The organism is Thermospira aquatica (assembly GCF_023525255.1).
In the GTDB taxonomy this organism is placed as follows: Bacteria; Spirochaetota; Brevinematia; order Brevinematales; family Thermospiraceae; genus Thermospira; species Thermospira aquatica.
Window position 1 is genome coordinate 145,759 of sequence record NZ_CP073355.1, and the last position, 18,437, is coordinate 164,195.

At 45.4% G+C, this 18,437-nt stretch carries 19 protein-coding genes; 11 read left to right on the plus strand and 8 right to left on the minus strand.

The features are described from left to right. The first annotated feature begins 5 nt into the window (after positions 1 to 5). Genes KDW03_RS00730 through KDW03_RS00765 form a run of 8 tightly spaced genes read left to right on the plus strand, consistent with a single transcriptional unit; the run spans position 6 to position 5,368 of the window. Entirely contained in the window at positions 6 to 518 is a 513-nt protein-coding gene (locus tag KDW03_RS00730) for a chemotaxis protein CheW (RefSeq protein ID WP_271435494.1), read from the plus strand. Continuing rightward, positions 515 to 1,357 (plus strand): CheR family methyltransferase, encoded by an 843-nt coding sequence (locus tag KDW03_RS00735; RefSeq protein ID WP_271435495.1) that lies wholly within the window; start codon positions 515 to 517, stop codon positions 1,355 to 1,357. Before KDW03_RS00730 ends, KDW03_RS00735 begins: the two co-directional genes overlap by 4 nt. Then, the gene (locus KDW03_RS00740) at positions 1,354 to 2,388 is read left to right on the plus strand and encodes a protein-glutamate methylesterase/protein-glutamine glutaminase (RefSeq protein WP_271435496.1); all 1,035 of its coding nucleotides are present in this window, start codon (positions 1,354 to 1,356) and stop codon (positions 2,386 to 2,388) included. The genes KDW03_RS00735 and KDW03_RS00740 overlap by 4 nt, the downstream gene beginning before the upstream one ends. Continuing rightward, positions 2,385 to 2,864 carry a chemotaxis protein CheD gene (locus KDW03_RS00745; protein ID WP_271435497.1) on the plus strand — a complete coding sequence of 160 codons (480 nt, stop codon included), beginning with the start codon at positions 2,385 to 2,387 and terminating at the stop codon, positions 2,862 to 2,864. The genes KDW03_RS00740 and KDW03_RS00745 overlap by 4 nt, the downstream gene beginning before the upstream one ends. A gap of 9 nt (positions 2,865 to 2,873) precedes the next feature. Continuing rightward, a complete protein-coding gene (locus tag KDW03_RS00750) occupies positions 2,874 to 3,254 on the plus strand; it encodes a response regulator (RefSeq protein ID WP_271435498.1) in 381 nt (126 codons plus the stop codon). Positions 3,255 to 3,256: 2 nt separating this feature from the next. After that, positions 3,257 to 3,694: a chemotaxis protein CheX gene (locus tag KDW03_RS00755; RefSeq protein ID WP_271435499.1), complete on the plus strand. Its 438-nt coding sequence runs from the start codon at positions 3,257 to 3,259 to the stop codon at positions 3,692 to 3,694. Continuing rightward, positions 3,600 to 4,988 carry a methyl-accepting chemotaxis protein gene (locus tag KDW03_RS00760; protein WP_271435500.1) on the plus strand — a complete coding sequence of 463 codons (1,389 nt, stop codon included), beginning with the start codon at positions 3,600 to 3,602 and terminating at the stop codon, positions 4,986 to 4,988. The genes KDW03_RS00755 and KDW03_RS00760 overlap by 95 nt, the downstream gene beginning before the upstream one ends. A 20-nt stretch (positions 4,989 to 5,008) precedes the next feature. Further along, positions 5,009 to 5,368, plus strand: a complete 360-nt coding sequence (locus tag KDW03_RS00765) for a response regulator (protein ID WP_271435501.1) — start codon at positions 5,009 to 5,011, stop codon at positions 5,366 to 5,368. On the opposite strand, the gene KDW03_RS00770 is transcribed toward KDW03_RS00765, so the two are convergent. Together KDW03_RS00770 and KDW03_RS00775 are read right to left on the minus strand one after the other, a co-directional pair. Next, the gene (locus KDW03_RS00770) at positions 5,365 to 6,669 is read right to left on the minus strand and encodes a hypothetical protein (protein ID WP_271435502.1); all 1,305 of its coding nucleotides are present in this window, start codon (positions 6,667 to 6,669) and stop codon (positions 5,365 to 5,367) included. The genes KDW03_RS00765 and KDW03_RS00770 overlap by 4 nt on opposite strands. Continuing rightward, complete coding sequence (locus tag KDW03_RS00775) at positions 6,659 to 7,807, minus strand: hypothetical protein (protein WP_271435503.1); 1,149 nt, start codon at positions 7,805 to 7,807, stop codon at positions 6,659 to 6,661. The genes KDW03_RS00770 and KDW03_RS00775 overlap by 11 nt, the downstream gene beginning before the upstream one ends. A gap of 279 nt (positions 7,808 to 8,086) precedes the next feature. Here KDW03_RS00775 and lgt point away from each other — a divergent pair, with 279 nt between their 5' ends. From lgt to KDW03_RS00790, 3 genes are read left to right on the plus strand one after another with little or no spacing between them, the layout of a single operon-like run. Continuing rightward, the gene (lgt, locus tag KDW03_RS00780; protein ID WP_271435504.1) at positions 8,087 to 9,055 is read left to right on the plus strand and encodes a prolipoprotein diacylglyceryl transferase; all 969 of its coding nucleotides are present in this window, start codon (positions 8,087 to 8,089) and stop codon (positions 9,053 to 9,055) included. After that, entirely contained in the window at positions 9,046 to 10,818 is a 1,773-nt protein-coding gene (mutL, locus tag KDW03_RS00785; RefSeq protein WP_271435505.1) for a DNA mismatch repair endonuclease MutL, read from the plus strand. Before lgt ends, mutL begins: the two co-directional genes overlap by 10 nt. Positions 10,819 to 10,820: 2 nt before the next feature. After that, entirely contained in the window at positions 10,821 to 12,542 is a 1,722-nt protein-coding gene (locus KDW03_RS00790) for a YgiQ family radical SAM protein (RefSeq protein WP_271435506.1), read from the plus strand. Here the strand turns inward: KDW03_RS00790 and KDW03_RS00795 are convergent. From KDW03_RS00795 to KDW03_RS00820, 6 genes are all read right to left on the minus strand, one after another. Further along, positions 12,539 to 12,793, minus strand: coding sequence for a SemiSWEET transporter (locus tag KDW03_RS00795; RefSeq protein ID WP_271435507.1), 255 nt, complete (start codon positions 12,791 to 12,793; stop codon positions 12,539 to 12,541). The two genes, KDW03_RS00790 and KDW03_RS00795, sit on opposite strands and share 4 nt — an antisense overlap. After that, positions 12,781 to 13,428, minus strand: coding sequence for a phosphoribosylglycinamide formyltransferase (gene purN, locus KDW03_RS00800; RefSeq protein ID WP_271435508.1), 648 nt, complete (start codon positions 13,426 to 13,428; stop codon positions 12,781 to 12,783). The genes KDW03_RS00795 and purN overlap by 13 nt, the downstream gene beginning before the upstream one ends. Before the next feature lies 1 nt (position 13,429). Next, positions 13,430 to 14,749, minus strand: coding sequence for an RIP metalloprotease RseP (rseP, locus tag KDW03_RS00805; RefSeq protein ID WP_271435509.1), 1,320 nt, complete (start codon positions 14,747 to 14,749; stop codon positions 13,430 to 13,432). Next, positions 14,746 to 15,300, minus strand: a complete 555-nt coding sequence (locus KDW03_RS00810) for a FumA C-terminus/TtdB family hydratase beta subunit (protein WP_271435510.1) — start codon at positions 15,298 to 15,300, stop codon at positions 14,746 to 14,748. Before KDW03_RS00810 ends, rseP begins: the two co-directional genes overlap by 4 nt. A gap of 589 nt (positions 15,301 to 15,889) precedes the next feature. Next, positions 15,890 to 17,635: a TrkH family potassium uptake protein gene (locus KDW03_RS00815; RefSeq protein WP_271435511.1), complete on the minus strand. Its 1,746-nt coding sequence runs from the start codon at positions 17,633 to 17,635 to the stop codon at positions 15,890 to 15,892. Between the two features lie 3 nt (positions 17,636 to 17,638). Next, entirely contained in the window at positions 17,639 to 18,436 is a 798-nt protein-coding gene (locus KDW03_RS00820) for a hypothetical protein (RefSeq protein ID WP_271435512.1), read from the minus strand. Position 18,437 lies beyond the last annotated feature (1 nt).

The following is an 18,437-nucleotide window of genomic DNA, read 5'->3' on the forward strand; positions in this document are numbered from 1 at the left end:
AAAATATGAGCGGAATCTACGAAGAAGAACTCGTCGACATGGGAGAAGAGGAAGACACCATAAGCAACAAATATCTCACTTTCACTCTTGGAGACAATTCGTATGGTATCCCTATAGCCCATATTCGGGACATCATCGAGATGCAAAAAATCGCCACTATCCCAGATATGCCGCCCTATGTTCGCGGAGTCATCAATTTGCGTGGGAAAATCATTCCCGTGGTGGATATGAGGCTTCGTCTTCACATGCCCTTCAGAGAATACGATGACCGAACCTGTATCATCGTCATCGAACTTAAAAACACCCTGATAGGTCTTATTGTGGATGTGGTAGAAGAGGTCCTTGAAATCCTCCCAAACAACATCGAAGTCACTCCTCACTTCCGGGGCATTGAAGCCCAGGAACGCTATATCAAAGGTATTGGCAAGGTTGGTGATAAACTCAAAATCCTGCTAGATGTGGAAAAAGTAGTCTACGAAGACGATCTCAAAACCCTTCAGGAGGCAGGAGAGGCATGACAGAGAATGAGAGCTTTTTCCAGATCTACCGGTTAAGTGACCGGGATTTTGAGCTCATTTCCCATCTTGTCTATGACACCGTGGGTATTTATCTCCCCCCGGAAAAAAAGATCCTGGTAGAAAGCCGACTCCAACAACTCCTAAAACAAGAAAACATTCAAAGCTTTGATGAACTTTACCAGAGAATTGTTCGTGATCCCAACAGTCCCCTCCTCTCTGATCTCATCAACCGTTTAACCACCAACCACACCTATTTTATGAGAGAAAGTGCCCATTACGACTATATGGTTCAGGTACTTTTCCCCCAATGGAAAACCATGAAACAGCGGGATATCCGTATCTGGAGTGCAGGGTGCTCGTCGGGAGAAGAAATATACACCATCGCTATCCTCATTCGTGAACATTTTTCTCCCTTTATTCCCGATGAATGGGGGCTTCTGGGGACCGATATCTCTCTACGTGTACTTACCCAGGCAGAGGAAGGAAAATACTTAGCCGACAGACTCGAAAACCTCGATCCTTCGCTTATCCAGCGCTATTTCATTCCTATAGATGACACATCCTACCAGCTTCTTCCTGAAATACGATCCATGGTGCTCTTTAAAAGATTCAACCTCATGAATGAAACCTACCCCTTCAAAGGCAAATTTGATATCATCTGGTGTCGTAATGTCCTCATCTACTTTGACCAGGCTCACAAGGATTTTATCATTTCTCATCTCGTAAACGTACTTAAACCCGGTGGATATCTTTTCGTCGGACACTCTGAAACTATCGAAAGAGAAAAATACCAGCTCACATTTATCCAACCTGCAATCTACCAGAAGGAGGCTCTATGAGCAAGATCCGTGTCTTTATTGTTGATGATTCTCCGATCGTTCAGGAGATTTTGCAAAAAGGACTCTCCCAGGACCCTGACATAGAAGTGGTGGGAGTGGCTTCTGATCCATACGAGGCAAGTGAAAAACTCTCCTCGATTGATGTAGATGTCATGACCCTCGATCTAGAAATGCCCAGAATGAACGGCATTATCTTTTTAAAACAGCTTCTTCCACAGTATCCTCTTCCCGTCATTGTGGTTACCTCCCTTACAGACAGAGGTGGTGCTCTTGCATGGGCAGCACTCCAGGCAGGAGCTGTTGAAGTTGTCCCCAAACCCAAAGCAGAGGGACAGGAGGCTCTGGTAAGCTTTCTCCAGGAACTCATCTCCAAGATTAAATGGGCATCCCAGATCAAATTTCCTCAAGCAAAAAAAACTATTGAAAGTCACCCTACTGTTTCAGATGCAAGTGAACAGATCATTGCGATTGGCGCCTCTCTGGGAGGAACATCCGCAATTTCTACCCTCTTCCGTCAGTTTCCAGCAACCATGCCCCCTATCCTCATAGTACAGCATATGCCACCCACTTTCAGTCGCATGTTTGCTGAAAGCCTCCAAAAAGAAACTGTTATCAAAGTCAAGGAAGCCAGTGATGGCGATAAACTCGAGATAGGTCACGCCTATATCGCCCTGGGGGATTTTCACATGGAGTTAAAACCAGACGGAACACTTGCAGTAACCCGGGGAGAACGTGTCAGTGGTCATATACCTTCCGTTGATGTGCTTTTCATGTCTGTGGCTAAACACGCTGGCCCAAGATCAATAGGTGTCCTCCTTACCGGTATGGGTAAAGATGGTGCTCAAGGGCTTTTGCTCATGAAACAACACGGTGCCCGAACCATCGCTCAGGATGAAAGCACCAGTGTGGTTTTTGGGATGCCCTATGAAGCCTATAAAATAGGAGCTGTCGATATGTTACTTCCTCTCCACAATATCCCCCAGATGATAATCAAGCTCGTCAAAGAATATAACCAGAGGAAAATATCATGAGTGAAAAGGTCATCGGTATTGGTGAGTGGGCTATAAGCGATAATCCTGAAGATAAAATTACCACCTATGCTCTCGGATCGTGTGTAGCTCTCATCGTGTATGCCAAAAAATACAAGATAGGAGCGATGGCTCATATCGCCCTCCCATCCTCACACATCGATCCGGCAAGATCAGATAATCAACCAGCCTACTTTGCTGATCGCGCCGTAAAACTGATATTAGATGCCTTTACAAGTCGGAATATACCACCAAAAGAACTAGAAGTCAAACTTGTGGGCGGAGCCCAGATGCTTGATCCCAATGGCATCTTTGATATCGGCAGACGCAATGTCCTTGAAATCAAAAAACTCCTCTGGCAAAACATGCTCGCCCCCAGGGCTGAGGACGTAGGTGGGAGTTTCAGTCGAACGGTATCTCTTTTCATCGATGATGGTAAAACCATCATCTCATCCCAGAATAAGAAATACGAACTCTAAGGAGGCCCTATGTACAAACACATTTTAATAGCCGACGATTCATCCACCTCCCGCATGATCATCCAGCGCTGTTTGCAGATCATAGGATTTTCGGATGCTGTCTTTTTTGAGGCTGAAAACGGTATTGAAGCTCTAGATATCCTGCAACGACATCCAGAGATAGATCTTATTATCACCGATATCAACATGCCCAAGATGGATGGTGCGAACTTCATCCGCAGACTTAAAACCGATCATTCTTTTTCGCAAAAAGATGTGGTCGTTATTTCAAGTGTTCTCTCTGGTCCACTCATCGATGCTCTCCAAGAACTCAGAGTCAAAGCCATGATAAAAAAGCCTATAAACCCCCAGGAACTCTACCAAGCCCTCAGAGAACAAAAGGAGGCATAAACATGATAAGTTCACAAGACTTTCAAAACACTCTTTTTGAAGCCATTAAAACCACCATAGAAGAGATGGGTTTCCTCGAAGTGGAAAAATCCCCCACCGAAGTACAAACCTCGACCCTCGAATGCGTCAGCATCCAGGTTATTAAGCCTTTCCTGGGGAGAATCTACCTTTACTTCGCTCCTGAGATGAAGTACGAAATCGTTCGAAATCTCTACGCCAAAGAGGTATCTTCTGAGAAGGAGGCTCAGGATGCCATCCTTGAGGTTCTCAATGTTATAGCCGGACGATTTCTCACCAACCTCACAAATAATAAAGACTACGAAATGGAATTTCCTCAATGGGAATATGAAACCGCTACTTTTACCGAAACCATCGCAGACATCTCGTTGTGTGTTGATGAATACGAAGCTCGATCTTATGTTGTCAAGGGGGTTTTGTGAACCAGATATTCTGGAAACGGCTTATTTTCATTATCGGAATATTTGTTGCAATGATAGCTTTTTTCTCTCTTCCCTATGGCTTATGCTACCCGCTCTCATATTTATCGTGTTCGGCGGTTGGCCCAGGAAAATACAGACCATCTCTCCACAAACATCATCTTCGTCATCCGACGAAACCTTTCTTCCTCTTCTCCATACATTTGCGGGTAAACTCATGGCCATTCTTGCCGATTTCCCTTCTCAGAATAAAGAGCAGAAAAAAAAGATTCTCGAAAGCTGGGAGAAAATAGGCTTTCCCCTCCAGGACAGAGATACCTATGAAAAACTCCTTCAAGAATCTCAAGATATTTTCCTCTCTGACACCATCCACCTCCACTCAGAGAGTATCATCCACCTTCAAAAGGCTTTTTACAAACTCCCGTACCTTCGTATTCTGCTTCTCAACGTCATCGAAAAAACCGAAGAAGCAACCAACACCCTCATTAGTAGCTTTATCTCTCTCTCTGAACAAAACCGTCTCACTCTCGAAGAGGTGAAAAAACGGCTCGAAGAAAATAAGGGAGACTCCCTCTCCCAGATTCTTGAACAAACATCAGCCATCAATGAAAGCTATTACCATATGCGTCAAGAATACGAAAATCTCGTCCAAAAAAATCAATCCCAGATCACCGATCTCACAAACCAGATCCATACCATTTTCGAACAGCTCAGAAGCATCAACGACATCCTCGGTCAGAACAAGATCATCGCTGTCAATCTCTCTATCGAGGAAGTGAAATTTGGTGAACAGGGTCGTGCCATTAAGGTAATTGTCAGAGAGATCCAAAAACTCAATCAAAAGATAGACCAGTTCACCGCTGAGGTAAGTCACAAACTCGAACACTTTGAAAGATTCAATAAAGAACTCTGGAACTCGTGGATTGCTCAAATGGAAAACTCCATGACCCAGTTTCAAAAGGCATCCGAAAACGCTTCCATTCTCATAGCCAAACTCCGGGATGCATCCCAGCACATGATGGACATCTCCTCTCTCTTACAAGAAAATGCCACAAACATGCAAAAAGACCTGGATGCCATCGTCGAATCTCTCCAATTTCAGGATATCACCCGTCAACAGATAGAAAACGTCATGAGTTACCTCGGTCAGATTCAGGATAATATCAAACAGGGAAGTGAGGTTTTTACAGCCCTCGGCATGACTTTCGACGAATGGGACATGGACAAAATGGACGAAGCCAAAAACGACTTGATCCGTGAAGCCAAGATATCCAGTGAAAGATTTTTACTTAAATAAACAAAACAAGGAGGCAGTATATGAAATTTCTCATCGTGGATGATTCCGTTACCATGCGAAAGATTGTCGCCCTCGTTCTGCGGGAAGAAAAATACGACGTCGTCGAAGCAGAAAACGGTAAAGATGCCTTAGCGAAACTTGAAGGTAACACCTTTGATTATTTTATTGTGGATTATAACATGCCAGAGATGAATGGTATCGAGTTTATCAAGGCAATACGTCAAATGCCTCAGTACGCAAAAACCCCCATCATCATGCTCACCACCGAAAACGAGCAAGACAAGCAAGAAGAAGGAAGACAAGCTGGTGCTAATCGCTGGATCGTAAAACCCTTTAAAAACGAGGTACTTCAGGTAACTATCCGGGAACTCCTTGGTTAGAACCCAAACTTGAAGCGGTAATTTACCTCCAGCGAAATATCAACAGAATCTACGCGCATAAAGCTTTTACTAGAACCACTATCCGTACGGAAGTATTCAAAATTCCTCTGCATGTCAATCTTTTTTAACCGCAAAGCCACCCCAAGTTGTGGAAAGAAAAAATAATTCCCGTAAATCGCTATCAAAGGAAAATTATATTGTGAAAGGTTATACGTCGTGCCCAACGTAGAAGACTCTTTCCATTGGACGTCCGGATTGATGCCAAAATCCCTCCACCCCTGAGAGAGTGGCCAGAGTTGATACATGATCCCTACCTCCCAGTTTTTCGAAAGCACACCCCCATCCAGAAGTATCCCTCCACCTTCATTTATACGAACCTCTTCTGCTTGAGGGACAGGCGAAAAACTCCCTCCAAAGCCACCAACTCCTGCAAAGATCCAGAGATTCCTGTGTAACGGAAACACCCCACCTGCCTTCAAAAACAAAGACTGCCAGAGGACGTCGGAGAGTGTTATCCCATTCACGGAAGAAATAGGTTGGTTATAATCTCCATAAAATTCTCCTTTGTATGCCTCAAGATTATACCACGTAGGTAGCCAGGGCAGCCCTTTCATGACAAAAGCCAGCCGTAGCCACTCTATCTGCATGCTCAAAGAAATCTCGGGAGAAAAAAGAGTAGAATGCCCGCTATAAGAGCTTGTCAGATTCATGGTATCCCACCTTTCAAACCACATCTCTGTCCCTGTAGCTACCATACCAATACCAAGCCTCATTTCACGCCGGATCGTTACCTCTTTTGGCTCGTATATTTCCTTTCTCTGAGCCTGAATCCGGGCAACATCCTCTTCCGTCAATAAAACAGGAAGCGCCCGTTTAATCTCCTCACTGGCTTCTGATGCGATCTCATCCACCGTTTCAAAAATATCTCGCGAATGCACCCCTTTATAGGTTTTGGACAAACGAACCTCGTTTTCAAGGATATCATAGATCTTGACCATAACCACAAAATCTCTCCCCTCCCTGCGATAAAAACCATAGATCAGTACATCCAACCTGGCAGCTGTCCCTACAGATCGTGCTTGAGAGAGATTGGTTATCGCATTCGAAACTATCATCACCTGAAACCTCTTGTTCCGTCGAAGAACCCCCTCCAGGGAACTCTGGAGAATCATCCCTATCACCTCATCACTCTCGGCAGAGATATCAACAAAGGCGCAGATCCCCACGCGCCAGTTTTTCTCTCCCCACAAAAAACCCCAAAAAACAAAGACCAAAATTATCCCTATCTTTTTAGAAAACATATGCCCCTCCTATCATCACCGCTCCCAATTCATCAGAAGCTTCCTGAATACGCCATATACTATCAAGCTCATACCCTTCTTCTTTCCATTCGAGACGACTCATCCACATACGCCAACTAAAAAAGAAGATCCAATTTTTTTGATATTTGAAAGACGCCTGAATCTTAAAAAAAGAAGTTGAAAAATTTCCTTCAAAGCTCTCGGGCATACCCTCAGCCATCAATACGGGTAAAGCAACACCGGGCAACCCTCCACCAGAAAACGTCACCCAGAACGTCGGTTGAAAGGATATTCGAATACCAACAATAGGCCCTGTAACCAGTGTCATAAACTCTAGATTCGTCGATACCCCCTCAACTCCCGCCATCTCCCAGAAATGTTCCTGGTAGGCAAAGAATCCTCCCACAAGGGGAGATACAATCCCTCCCAGAAGCCCATACCCTGCCTGACTTTCTGCGATATAGATATTATCCTCTCCAAACGCCCCTTGAATCTGCCCCTCAACATACCACAGTCCTGTCCTCCACAAAAGATACAACGTTCCCGAAAAACCTGTGAGGGAGACATTGGTATTATTACCCGCGGACAAATACCAACCCCTCGTTTTTAGTTTATTTCCCCAATAACCACTGGCAAAACCCAGGGCAAGTTCATGCCCCCGCACCTCATAGGGAGAGTAGGTTTTTACCACTTCGATAGTTTGAATCTCTGCTTTTGGTCTGGGAGGATAACGCCTCTGAATCTCAGAAGCCACTAACTTCGCTATCTTCGGGATCTCTACCATCCAGTTTTTCAGAGCAAAGGTTGCAAAACTCTTGATCTCATTGGTTTTTTTTGATTCTGCAAAACGAAGATCTATTACTCCTGTCTCATTGGTCTGATGAAAATCCACGAGAACAATCCCCGAGAGATTTTTCACCTTGAGAAGCTCAAGATCATCCTGACGCGCACTGACGATTCTTGTATTTGTTCTTTCAGAATAGCCGATAATCTCCTCCGCAAGAAACTTCCCTATCGGTTCAAAATCTCCCTTCCCAAGAGAAACTACCCCCACCTGCTGAACTACAAGATTTGTCTGCTGAGCCCACAAAAAACCCCAGCACACCAAAAGAAATCCATATATCACCCACTTTTTCATAACTTCTCCTCCTGTTTTTATGGTAAGGCTAGAAAAAAAAATAATCAAGTATTTAAAAAACAGAATAAAAAGACCTAACCTGCAGTAATCATGTCCATCTTGCCATCTTTTTCAAAAAGTCTTCTCACCATCACCCTGATTCGTAATGCATGGAAGCAAAAAATATCAATCCATGCGGGTTTTCTTACAAGACTCTCTTTTGTGGACTTTTATTTTCATTGACTTGCAATATTTTGTCCTTTGCTTCATAATCATAAGAATTCTCAAAAAGGAGTCTCTATGTTTGCCTATATTATCCACAACCTCAGTAATGAAATCTTCTCTATCTATGGACCCATAGTCCTCAGATGGTATGGCCTCATGTATCTCGTAGGATTTGGGGTAAACTATTATCTTCTCTCCCGATGGATCAAAACGGGGAAAATCAAATTAACTCAAGAGTTTCTCTCCGATACAGCGGTTACGATCATGATTTTCATCGTTATTGGAGCAAGAATTGGTTACATGCTTTTCTATAACTTTTCTGGTCTTATGGCAAACCCTCTGACCCTCTTTGCTGTATGGGAGGGAGGGATGTCTTTTCATGGTGGGGTGTTGTTTGGTTTTCTCTTGAGCTGGATCTATTTTACATGGAAAAAACAGAATTTCTGGGATCTTGCTGACGTTTTTATCGTAGCTATCCCACTTGCCCTCTTTTTTGGCCGTATCGGCAATTTCATAAACGGCGAACTCTGGGGAGCGGTAACGACTCTCCCATGGGGGGTTATTTTCCCTACCGTGCCCCTTTCCAGGTGGCAGCCTCTCTCTGATCCTGCTGTGCAGGAGATGGTAAAAAAGATCGCGCTCCCTATCGATGGCACTCAACCCTATATCACGATTGTTACCGAACAGATCAAAAACCATTTTCGCCTTCCGTATGAAGTGGGAGAGATCCTGGTCAATCTTCCCCGTCATCCCTCCCAGCTTTATGAAGCCTTTGGAGAAGGTATCGTTCTTTTTCTCATCCTTTATACCCTTTTCCGCAAGGGGGTAAAAATCCGTGGTGTCTATCTCTGGACATTTTTTGTAGGGTACGGCATGATACGTTTTCTCGTTGAGTTTATCCGCCAACCTGACATTCATATCGGCTATCTCTATGGGAACTGGTTTACCATGGGGATGCTGCTTTCTTTACCAATGATCATGGTTGGTATTGTAGGACTGGGTATCAGTATCTCTCGAAAAAAGGTTAACTCCCTATGGGGATAATCCGTCCTTTAGATGAAGCTACCACCACCAGAATTGCTGCCGGTGAGGTAATTGATCGTCCTGCGTCGGTAGTACGAGAACTCGTTGATAACGCTCTGGATGCTCAGGCGACAGAGATCGAGGTAAGCATCATGGATGGAGGAATCTCTTCTGTAGAAGTAAGTGATAATGGCATCGGGATGAGCCGGGAGGATGTTCTTCTCTGTTATCACAACCATACCACAAGCAAAATCTCTACCTTTGAAGATCTTGAACATCTCTCAACCCTCGGGTTTCGAGGAGAAGCCCTCGCAAGTATTGCAAGCGTAGCGTTTTTAGACGTCATGTCCCGTCCCAGGGAAAGTGTCTGTGGAACACGGATCGTGGTCGAGTATGGAGAGCTCAAGGATGTTCAGGAAATAGGCATGGGATATGGAACCGTAGTGAGGGTAAACCAGCTCTTTGAGCGCCTTCCCGCAAGAAAAAAGTTTCTCCAGAGTCCCATGCAGGAAGCAAAACTTGTCTACCGAGAACTTCTAAAAAAGATGATCGTCTTCCCTGAGTGTGGATTTCTCTACCGAAGCGAGGGACGGGAGCGTTTCCGCTCTCCTGCCAGACGAAGCACTCTTGAACGTATCGTCGATCTCTTCGGAGATATTACGGATGAACTCATACCCTTTGAGTTTGCTGTAAACGAAGGAAGAGTACATGGTTTTCTTGGTCGTCCCACCTACCTCAAGCCCCAGAAGAATTTTCAGTTTTTTGCTGTCAATCGTCGCGTGGTGGAATGGAAGTTGTTTTCTTTTGTACTTTCCCAGGTCTATGGAGATCTCATCCCCCCGCAACGGCATCCGCTCGCCTTTGTTTTTGTGGAGATGGACCCTTCAGAAGTCGATGTCAATGTTCATCCCATGAAACGGGAGGTTCGCTTCCGAAGAGAACATGACTTCCAGCAAGCGCTTGTTCACCATCTTCGACAGAGTTTGGAAAAGTCCCTTGCTCTTGGAAAAAGTGGTTTTTTCTTTTCTTCGTCTCCTGCTGCAAAAGAAGCCTTTTCTGTTCCTTTTGTCCATGAGAAGACAGAAACTCCTATCCTGCCAGATTTCCTCCTCACCGAAGACCATCCTCTTCCAAATCCCTATGAAGGGGAATCCCTTCCTGCAACTGAGACAGGTCTTTTCTCAGAGGAAAACGTCGAGGATGTGGTTTCCTCCTACCGTTTTGTGGGAGTGCTTTTTGCTACTTATCTTCTTTTTGAAAAGGGAGAAGAAATTTTCATCATTGACCAGCATGCAGCTCATGAAAGAATTCGCTATGAAGAAATAAAAGCCCAGTACCAGACCCATTCTTCTTCCCAGGAGCTTCTGCATCCTGTTTCCCTCCATCTGGGAAGGGAAAAAACACGCGAAGTGCTCATGCATAAAACAGAACTCGAAAGATTGGGATTTGATGTAGAAGAATTTGGAAACGATTCTGTTGTCCTTCGTGCTATCCCTGCCTATCTCTCCCCTTCTCGTGCCGAGGAAGCCTTTGAGGTATGTCTGGATGCCCTAGAAAACCATACGCAGGCACATCCTTCTGAGATGATAGAAGAAACACTCAAACAACTTGCCTGCAAAACGGCTATCAAGGCTCATGATCACATCTCCGCCCGGGAGGCATATGGTCTTCTCGAGAGACTTTCTCATACTCCCAATAGTTCGAGTTGTCCTCACGGGCGTCCTACCTTCCTTCGACTTTCGAAACAGGATCTCGAAAAACTCTTTAAAAGGACAGGATTTTAAGTATGTTTCTTCCCATGACCCGTGCCGAAATGGAGAAAAGGGGATGGACGGAACTGGATGTAATCCTTATTACCGGCGATGCGTATATTGATAGTCCTTTTAGCGGGGTAGCCATTATCGGGCGCGTTCTGGAAGACGCGGGGTACAGGGTAGGCATCATCGCCTGTCCCGATCCACGGGATGAGGATGCCTTCAAGGCTCTGGGAAAACCAAAACTTTTCTGGGGTATTACCGCTGGTGCCATGGATTCCATGGTGGCTAACTACACTCCCCTGGGAAAGCGTCGTTTCCAGGATGACCTTTTGCCCGAGGGGAAGCTTACCCGTCCTGACCGGGCTACCATTGTCTACACCAATACTATCCTTCGCCTTTTTGGAAGAGAGGTGCCCATTATCCTGGGGGGGATAGAGGCAAGTCTTCGTCGGATTATTCATTATGACTATTGGGATGATGATCTTCGTCGTTCAGTGCTCATGGATAGCAAGGCAGACTACCTTGTCTACGGCATGGGAGAAAAAACCATCCTCGAGATAGCCCACAAGCTTGCAAGAAACGAGGACATCCGGGATATTCGTGGCCTCTGCTATCTGAGTTCTTCACCACCACCAGAGGGCATTGAACTCCCGGGCTGGGACGAGGTCAAAAAAGATCCGCTTGCTTTTATCGAGATGTTTCACCTCTTTTATGCCAATCAGGATCCCATCACAGGAAAAAGACTCTTTCAACGCCAGACGCCCAACGATGCACCACCACGCTACCTCATCCATAATCCTCCCGCCCTTCCTCTTACCACCGAAGAGCTCGATCACGTCTATGAGCTTCCCTATGAGCATGATGCCCATCCTTTGCACAAAAAACAGGGCCGGATTCGAGCCCTTGAGACCATCCAGTTTTCGCTTACCACCCATCGGGGGTGTTACGGGGGATGCCATTTCTGTGCAATTGGAGTCCACCAGGGGCGATGGATCATCTCCCGATCAGAAGACTCTCTTCTCCGGGAGGCAAAAAGACTCACAAAACACCCCGCCTTTAAGGGATATTTTTTTGATGTAGGAGGACCAACTGCCAACATGTGGCAGATGGATTGTGCGAAAAAGGCAAAAAGTGGGGCATGTCGAGAGAGACACTGTCTTCTCCCTCATCCGTGTGAGAGGCTTATCCCTTCCCACGAAAGACAGATCCGACTCCTGCAAGCCATTCGCCGTCTGCCGGGGGTGAAAGGGGTTTTCGTTGCCTCAGGGATTCGCCCCGACCTCGTCTATGCTGATCCGGACGGCGAAGCCTACGTGCGCGAGATTGCCTTTTACCACACCTCAGGGCAACTCAAGCTTGCCCCCGAACATACGGAGAGCAAGATTCTCTCCCTCATGGGGAAACCTGATCTTGAAACACTCCTTCGCTTTCGCAGGGATTTTCTCCGATTTTCTCACGAAGCCGGAAAGAAACAGTTTCTTAGCTATTACTTTATTGCAGCCTATCCCGGCTGTTCACGTGAGGACATGATCAAAGCCAAACACTTCATCCAGAAGCATCTTCACCTCACTCCTGAACAGGTGCAGATCTTTACCCCTACTCCTTCGACCTATGCCTCGGTGATGTATTACACCGAAAGGGATCCCTTCCATCCAGAGCGCAAGCTCTTTGTCGAAAAAAATCCCTCTGAAAAACAAAAACAAAAGGATATCCTGCAGACAAGCCTGGAAAAGGCCAAAAAGAAACCCTAAGCCTCAGGTTTTTCTCGAAGTTTGTAAATAAGAACAATCAAAGAAAGGATAAACGTGATACTATTAGCCACAATAACCGATAGTGCACGTGTACTTATCCCATACAAAAGCCAGAAAAACACCCCAACCACCATCAGAACATACATCCCAAGAGCGATATCCCGTGTCTGACGCGTTTTGATGACCTTAATCACCTGAGGAACGAGAAACAGTGTCGTACAAAAACCTGCAATAAAACCTAAAATTTCCATTCTTCCCCCCATTGGATTGGTTCAACGAGTGAATCATACGATATTTTCTTTTCAAGTAAAAGACGGATAGCATAGGGAAGGATCTTGTGTTCCTTTTCAAGCACACGAGCAGCAAGTGTCTGTGGTGTATCCCCCGGAAGAACCTGAACGCGAGCCTGGATAATCCGCTTTCCTCCATCCACCTTTTCATTCACAAAATGCACCGTACACCCTGACTCCTTTTCTCCAGCCGCAAGAACACGCTCGTGGGTATGAAGACCAGGATACGCTGGTAAAAGCGATGGATGAATATTGATAATTTTGTTTGGAAAACTCTGGATAAAACGGGGTTTCACGACCCGCATAAAACCGGCAAGCACAATAAGATCCGGTTTCATACGTTTGATGGTACGAATATAGACCTCTTCGGCAGGGCCTTCCAGTTTTGTCTTGTAAGGAGCCGCAGAAAGATAGAGGGCACGTACACCATAACGACGAGCTATGGTGAGACCCTCTGCATCAGGATTGTCGCTGATGACACCCACTACCCTCGTATGGGGAATTTCCTTTTTTTTCACCGCTTCAAGAATCGCTTTCATGTTTGATCCGCGTCCGGAGATCAATATGACAAGACGATGCTTCCGTCGAAAAATCATCTTAGTTTCCTCTCAAAAGATTAACAATATCATTGGACAGTACCCAGGAAGCAAGCATCAAGAGTACCAGAATTCCAAAACTCTCAATAGCCACACGGATACGATCATCCAGCCGTCTTCGCATGAGTAACTCCACCGTAGCAATCGCCACATGCCCTCCATCCAACCCGGGAATGGGTAAAAGATTCGCCAGCGCAAGTCCTAAACTAATCACAGCAACAAACCTCATCAAAAGAGAAAAATCCCTGAGCTGTGTCACCAGAGCCGTCGTTTGCACGATACGCAGAGGACCATACAGATTCTGAGAAACAGAAATCCTTCCACTCAAAAGGCTTTTAAACCCCCTTATGGTAAGAAGAAACTGATCCCAGAGAGCACGAGTCCCATCCGAGAGAGCCAAGAGCCACGAGGCACTTTTCACACGGTTGGTAACCACCTCACCCTCACCAGAAAGCTGAATACCAATAACCCCCCGACCTTCCAGGGACTCGACTTTTAGAGAAACCGTATTGGTATCCTGTCCTCGAACATACGTTAAACGAATCTCTTTCTCCTGGTTATGTTCAAGAACAGAACGCAACTCATAGTAATAGCGGATAGTTTTCCCCTCAACAGCAACAATCCTATCCCCACGTTTTAAACCCGCCTTCGCTGCGGCCCTGTTAGAAATGACTGCCCCCACCACTGCCTCATAAAGGGGGAAAACCCCTATCACACCCAGACCTGTCTCCTGGTTAAGGATCGGTTTTACGTATGTTTTATTTGTTTGCCCATTAAGTACGTACACTGTCTCTACCTCTTGATTCACACGAAGAGCAACCTCTTCCATAATATTCTGGAAATTCTGAATCTCTTTCCCATTGAGAGAAAGAATTTCACTCCCGGGACGGAGCCCAGCCTTCCAGGCCGGGGAAATCTCTTCGGCAATCTTTTCCATCACATCCACACGACGGGAGGGAAGCACCTCACTATATCCCACACCATAGAGAGCAATCATCACCACTACAGCCGCCAACAGATTAGCGACAGGACCAGCCAAAAGCACGAGAATTCTCACCCAGGGTGGTTTCCCATAGAGAGAATCCGGTGCACTTTCGGAGAATTCTCCCTTGAGCTTACAGTAACCTCCAAAGGGCACCCAGCTCACCCGGTAGCGAGTTGTTCCCCGCGTCCAGCCAAAAATCTCCGGACCAAAACCAATAGAAAACACCTCAACCGTAATACCAAAGAGTCTTGCCACTACAAAATGCCCCAATTCATGGACAAAAACCAAAAGACTCAAAACAACAAGGGCAAGCAGATACGACAACAAGGTACTCATGCGCTTTTCTCCTTCTGAAGTTCAAACCACTCACCCTCCGAAAGAACCCTCCCCCGGGCATCTATACCAACAATCGCGGGAAAATCCTCTACTACCAGCTCATAAATAGCCTCCGCTCCCAAATCCGGATACGCCACCAAACGCTGAGAACGAATGCTGCGAGCAAGAAAAGCTCCCGCTCCCCCAAAGGTAAGAAGATACACCGCTCCATATTTTGCACACGCCTCTCGAACGGCTTCACTTCGTGGACCCTTGCCCATCGTGGCTACCACCCCGGCCTCTATCAAGCGAGGCGTAAAGGGATCCATCCGTGCCGAGGTTGTAGGTCCTGCCGAACCAAAGAGTCCATCCTCCCGGGGTGGCGTCGGACCACAATAATAAATAAGCTGCCCCTTGAGAGAAAAAGGAAGCTCTTCGCCTCTCTTGAGAGCCTCAACAAGCCGTTTATGCGCCTGGTCTCTAGCGGTATACACCGTCCCCTGAATCCTTACCACGTCCCCACAAGAAAGCGCAGGAAGCTTTTCCACAGGAAAAGAGAGAGAAATTGCCATTATTCTATCCTTCCATAGAAAGGGTATAAATAGTATACAGCGTTTTTGTTTTTCTATCAATAAAAACGCATTGTGCCCTGTCAGCACACCTCCCTCTCACAATATCCAACAAGGACAACCATTCCCTTTGCAACACTTTTTAAGTCACGTTTTCCCCATACGTAGGAGAAAAAAGCCCATGGTTAAACGTTTAACCCAAAAAAGCAAAAGATGCTATTCCCCTATCACAGTTTACCCATCCAAACACCTCCATAATCCAACAAAATTTTCTTCTAAAAGAGAACATGTTTCCAAAGTCTTTGGTCTTTCACTACAAAAAAAGCTATTTCATCACCTCAAAACAAAAAATACCATCAAGGTTTTCCCTTTCTCGAGAAACTTTTTAGATGCCCGCACCAAAACTGCAACAGGGTAAGAGCACACTCTCCCCCCTCTTTAGAAAAAACAAAACCACCATTCCCTTGAAAAACAGAAACATGCTCTTCCCTTTTTACAGTTTTTTTCCCTTGATAAAAGCACTGTAAAAAAGAAAGAGCCATCTCAAAAAATTGTTTTACCACTTTTCCCCGAAAAAAGAAAAGGCATCAAACTACGCTACCATCACATCTTCTTTCAAATATCGAACTACTATTTTTTCAGATGTAAACCCTATCCCATAAAAAAGTGTAAGAGGCCCCACACGCCCAAAAAACATCGTCAAAATAATCAAAACCTTCGAAACAGGAGAAAGCCCAGAGGTGATCCCCGTACTCAACCCCACCGTCCCAAAAGCAGATATTACCTCAAACAAAAGCTGTTCAAAGGAAAATTTCGGTTCAAAGAAAAGTAACAACCCAAAAACAAGACTCACCCACAACATCGACATAACAAAAATAAGATATGCCTTCCTGATACTTTCAAAAGGTACTTCTCTATTCCCTACTTTCACGCGAAGCGTTTCCCTCAAGACATAATACGTATTAAGAAGCACAAGGAACGCCACCACGGTTTTGATACCACCACCTGTCGAGCCAGGCGAAGCCCCAACAAACATCAAAACCATGGTAAGAAGAAGTGTCGGGCGGGAAACAGAACCATAATCAATCGTATTAAAACCCGCTGTTCTCGGTGTAACTGCCGCAAAAAAACTATGCAAAAGCTTCTGCCCCAAACTCATCCCTCGAAGTTCTCCATTATACTCAAGGAAAAACACCAAAATCATCCCCGTAACAATCAAAAATATTGTCATTCTCAAAACAATCTTCGTATGAAGCCGCAGATACGTGTTCTCTCGGAGTCGTTTTATCACCTCTTCATCCACATCCTGTAACTTTCCAGAGCGTATCCCATCCTTTATCCACAAGACCTTTTTCAGAAACCACCACAGATTTCTTATGACACCAAAACCCAGTCCACCAAAAATAATCAAAAACCCCACCGTAAGGATCACCAAGACATTCTCTCGCACCCCCATAAGACTCTCAGAAAAAAGAGAAAACCCCGCATTACAAAAAGCACTTATCGAGTGAAACAGGGCATAATACGCCGCCTCCCCCCAGTTTTTCCCCGGTAAAAATCCAAAAAAAAGCAAGATAGTCCCCAAGAGCTCCCATCCCAGCGTGAAAAACAAGATACTCCGAACCATTTCCCGTACTTCACGAAAGCTCGATGTTCCCAGGGCACTGGTAAGCGTCATCCCACCCTGGATGGAAAGCCCCTTCCCCAGCATAAAGGCAAACGCCCCCGCAAACACCATAAGCCCCAGTCCCCCCACTTGAATAAGCCCCAAAATCACCATCTGCCCTATCAGAGAAAAATCCTTCCCCGTATCCAGAACCGTAAGCCCCGTGACACATACAGCGGATGTGGCGGTAAACAAAGCGTCCAGAAAAGAAAGAGGCTCATTTCCCTGCCGGGAAAAGGGAAAAAGAAGCAAAATCGTCCCTGTCCATATCAGAACAAAAAACGAAAACACAATCACCATATAGGGTTGCCAGCCTTTTCGAGAGATCCACGTCAAAAATGTAGAATTCTTCACAAGCCATATCGCCAGAAAAGAAAGCGTCAGCGTAGCATTCAAAACATACATATCCTGAGAAAGAAAAAGTACCCTCTCAATTCCCCCAAAAAAATGCTTCCCATAAATTGTATAAAAAAAGAATGTCCAGAGAAGTATCAAAATAGAAGAAAAAGAAAGATATCGCTCCCGCAGGAAAATCACAACCTCAGCCACAACCAATCCCCACACAAGTGTCTGCCAGAACAGATGAATCCAGAAAAGACTCCTCGTCCAGAATCCCCAAACCAACAGGACTGTCCCCGAAAAAACCCACAACCAACGAAAAAGTTTTATCATACCCTAAAACCTGGCTTTATAGCCTAAAGACAACGATCGGTGAAAAGCCTTCTCTTCAGTAAGATACTGAAATAACACCTGGAGTTCAAAATTTTCCGAGGGAACAAAACCAGCTATCAACGACGGAAGAAAACGATTCTGGTACTTCTCAGAAAAGTAGAGATGTTCCAGGGTTCCCGAAACAAAAAAATACGGTCCAAGATGGATACTTATTCCCCCCATCAAAGAGAGAGCCTCCAACGCACGCATTTCTGCTGGCAAAAGAGGAAATCTCACCCCAAAGAGAAGATAATCCTGACTCCCCCATCCTTGAAACTTCCATCCAGCAACACTATAGAACCCATAAAGCATGTCCTCGGTACCGTTCTCACGTTTAAAAAGCGTCCGCCGTCCATAGCCAAAGGTATCAAAACCTACCGCCCACGAAAAACCAGAAAGGTTCTTAATAATCTGAAGCTTTACATAAGCGCCAGGAATAAAAAACTGAGGATTTCCCACACCGATAAGGTTTTCAATCCCCTCCGATATCCCTATATCCACAACATCAAAAATCCCTACCTGAAACCGGAGTCCAAAACCACCATTCTCATACAAGAAAATTTTTCCCCCAAAGACAGCCCTTCCCAGAGCATCAAAGGTATTTACGCTTCCCAGCATATCAAGAGAAACTCCTCTTGCCCCTCCTCCAAAAACAGGACGACTCACAGGAGCTTGATTTTGCGCTCCCGGTTCATCAATCACAAATTTCCCCCACATATTCCCCATCACAAGAAGAAAACAAACCAGTTTTCCAAAACGCATA

What these genes read in the sequence shown, in the direction of transcription:
- KDW03_RS00730 (WP_271435494.1), top strand. Translation starts at nt 6, where the DNA reads ATGAGCGGAATCTACGAAGAAGAACTCGTCGACATGGGAGAAGAGGAA.
- KDW03_RS00815 (WP_271435511.1), bottom strand. Translation starts at nt 17,635, where the DNA reads ATGATAAAACTTTTTCGTTGGTTGTGGGTTTTTTCGGGGACAGTCCTG.
- mutL (WP_271435505.1), top strand. Translation starts at nt 9,046, where the DNA reads ATGGGGATAATCCGTCCTTTAGATGAAGCTACCACCACCAGAATTGCT.
- KDW03_RS00810 (WP_271435510.1), bottom strand. Translation starts at nt 15,300, where the DNA reads ATGGCAATTTCTCTCTCTTTTCCTGTGGAAAAGCTTCCTGCGCTTTCT.
- rseP (WP_271435509.1), bottom strand. Translation starts at nt 14,749, where the DNA reads ATGAGTACCTTGTTGTCGTATCTGCTTGCCCTTGTTGTTTTGAGTCTT.
- KDW03_RS00745 (WP_271435497.1), top strand. Translation starts at nt 2,385, where the DNA reads ATGAGTGAAAAGGTCATCGGTATTGGTGAGTGGGCTATAAGCGATAAT.
- KDW03_RS00820 (WP_271435512.1), bottom strand. Translation starts at nt 18,436, where the DNA reads ATGCGTTTTGGAAAACTGGTTTGTTTTCTTCTTGTGATGGGGAATATG.
- KDW03_RS00735 (WP_271435495.1), top strand. Translation starts at nt 515, where the DNA reads ATGACAGAGAATGAGAGCTTTTTCCAGATCTACCGGTTAAGTGACCGG.
- KDW03_RS00765 (WP_271435501.1), top strand. Translation starts at nt 5,009, where the DNA reads ATGAAATTTCTCATCGTGGATGATTCCGTTACCATGCGAAAGATTGTC.
- purN (WP_271435508.1), bottom strand. Translation starts at nt 13,428, where the DNA reads ATGATTTTTCGACGGAAGCATCGTCTTGTCATATTGATCTCCGGACGC.
- lgt (WP_271435504.1), top strand. Translation starts at nt 8,087, where the DNA reads ATGTTTGCCTATATTATCCACAACCTCAGTAATGAAATCTTCTCTATC.
- KDW03_RS00790 (WP_271435506.1), top strand. Translation starts at nt 10,821, where the DNA reads ATGTTTCTTCCCATGACCCGTGCCGAAATGGAGAAAAGGGGATGGACG.
- KDW03_RS00770 (WP_271435502.1), bottom strand. Translation starts at nt 6,669, where the DNA reads ATGTTTTCTAAAAAGATAGGGATAATTTTGGTCTTTGTTTTTTGGGGT.
- KDW03_RS00775 (WP_271435503.1), bottom strand. Translation starts at nt 7,807, where the DNA reads ATGAAAAAGTGGGTGATATATGGATTTCTTTTGGTGTGCTGGGGTTTT.
- KDW03_RS00750 (WP_271435498.1), top strand. Translation starts at nt 2,874, where the DNA reads ATGTACAAACACATTTTAATAGCCGACGATTCATCCACCTCCCGCATG.
- KDW03_RS00795 (WP_271435507.1), bottom strand. Translation starts at nt 12,793, where the DNA reads ATGGAAATTTTAGGTTTTATTGCAGGTTTTTGTACGACACTGTTTCTC.
- KDW03_RS00740 (WP_271435496.1), top strand. Translation starts at nt 1,354, where the DNA reads ATGAGCAAGATCCGTGTCTTTATTGTTGATGATTCTCCGATCGTTCAG.
- KDW03_RS00760 (WP_271435500.1), top strand. Translation starts at nt 3,600, where the DNA reads ATGAAACCGCTACTTTTACCGAAACCATCGCAGACATCTCGTTGTGTG.
- KDW03_RS00755 (WP_271435499.1), top strand. Translation starts at nt 3,257, where the DNA reads ATGATAAGTTCACAAGACTTTCAAAACACTCTTTTTGAAGCCATTAAA.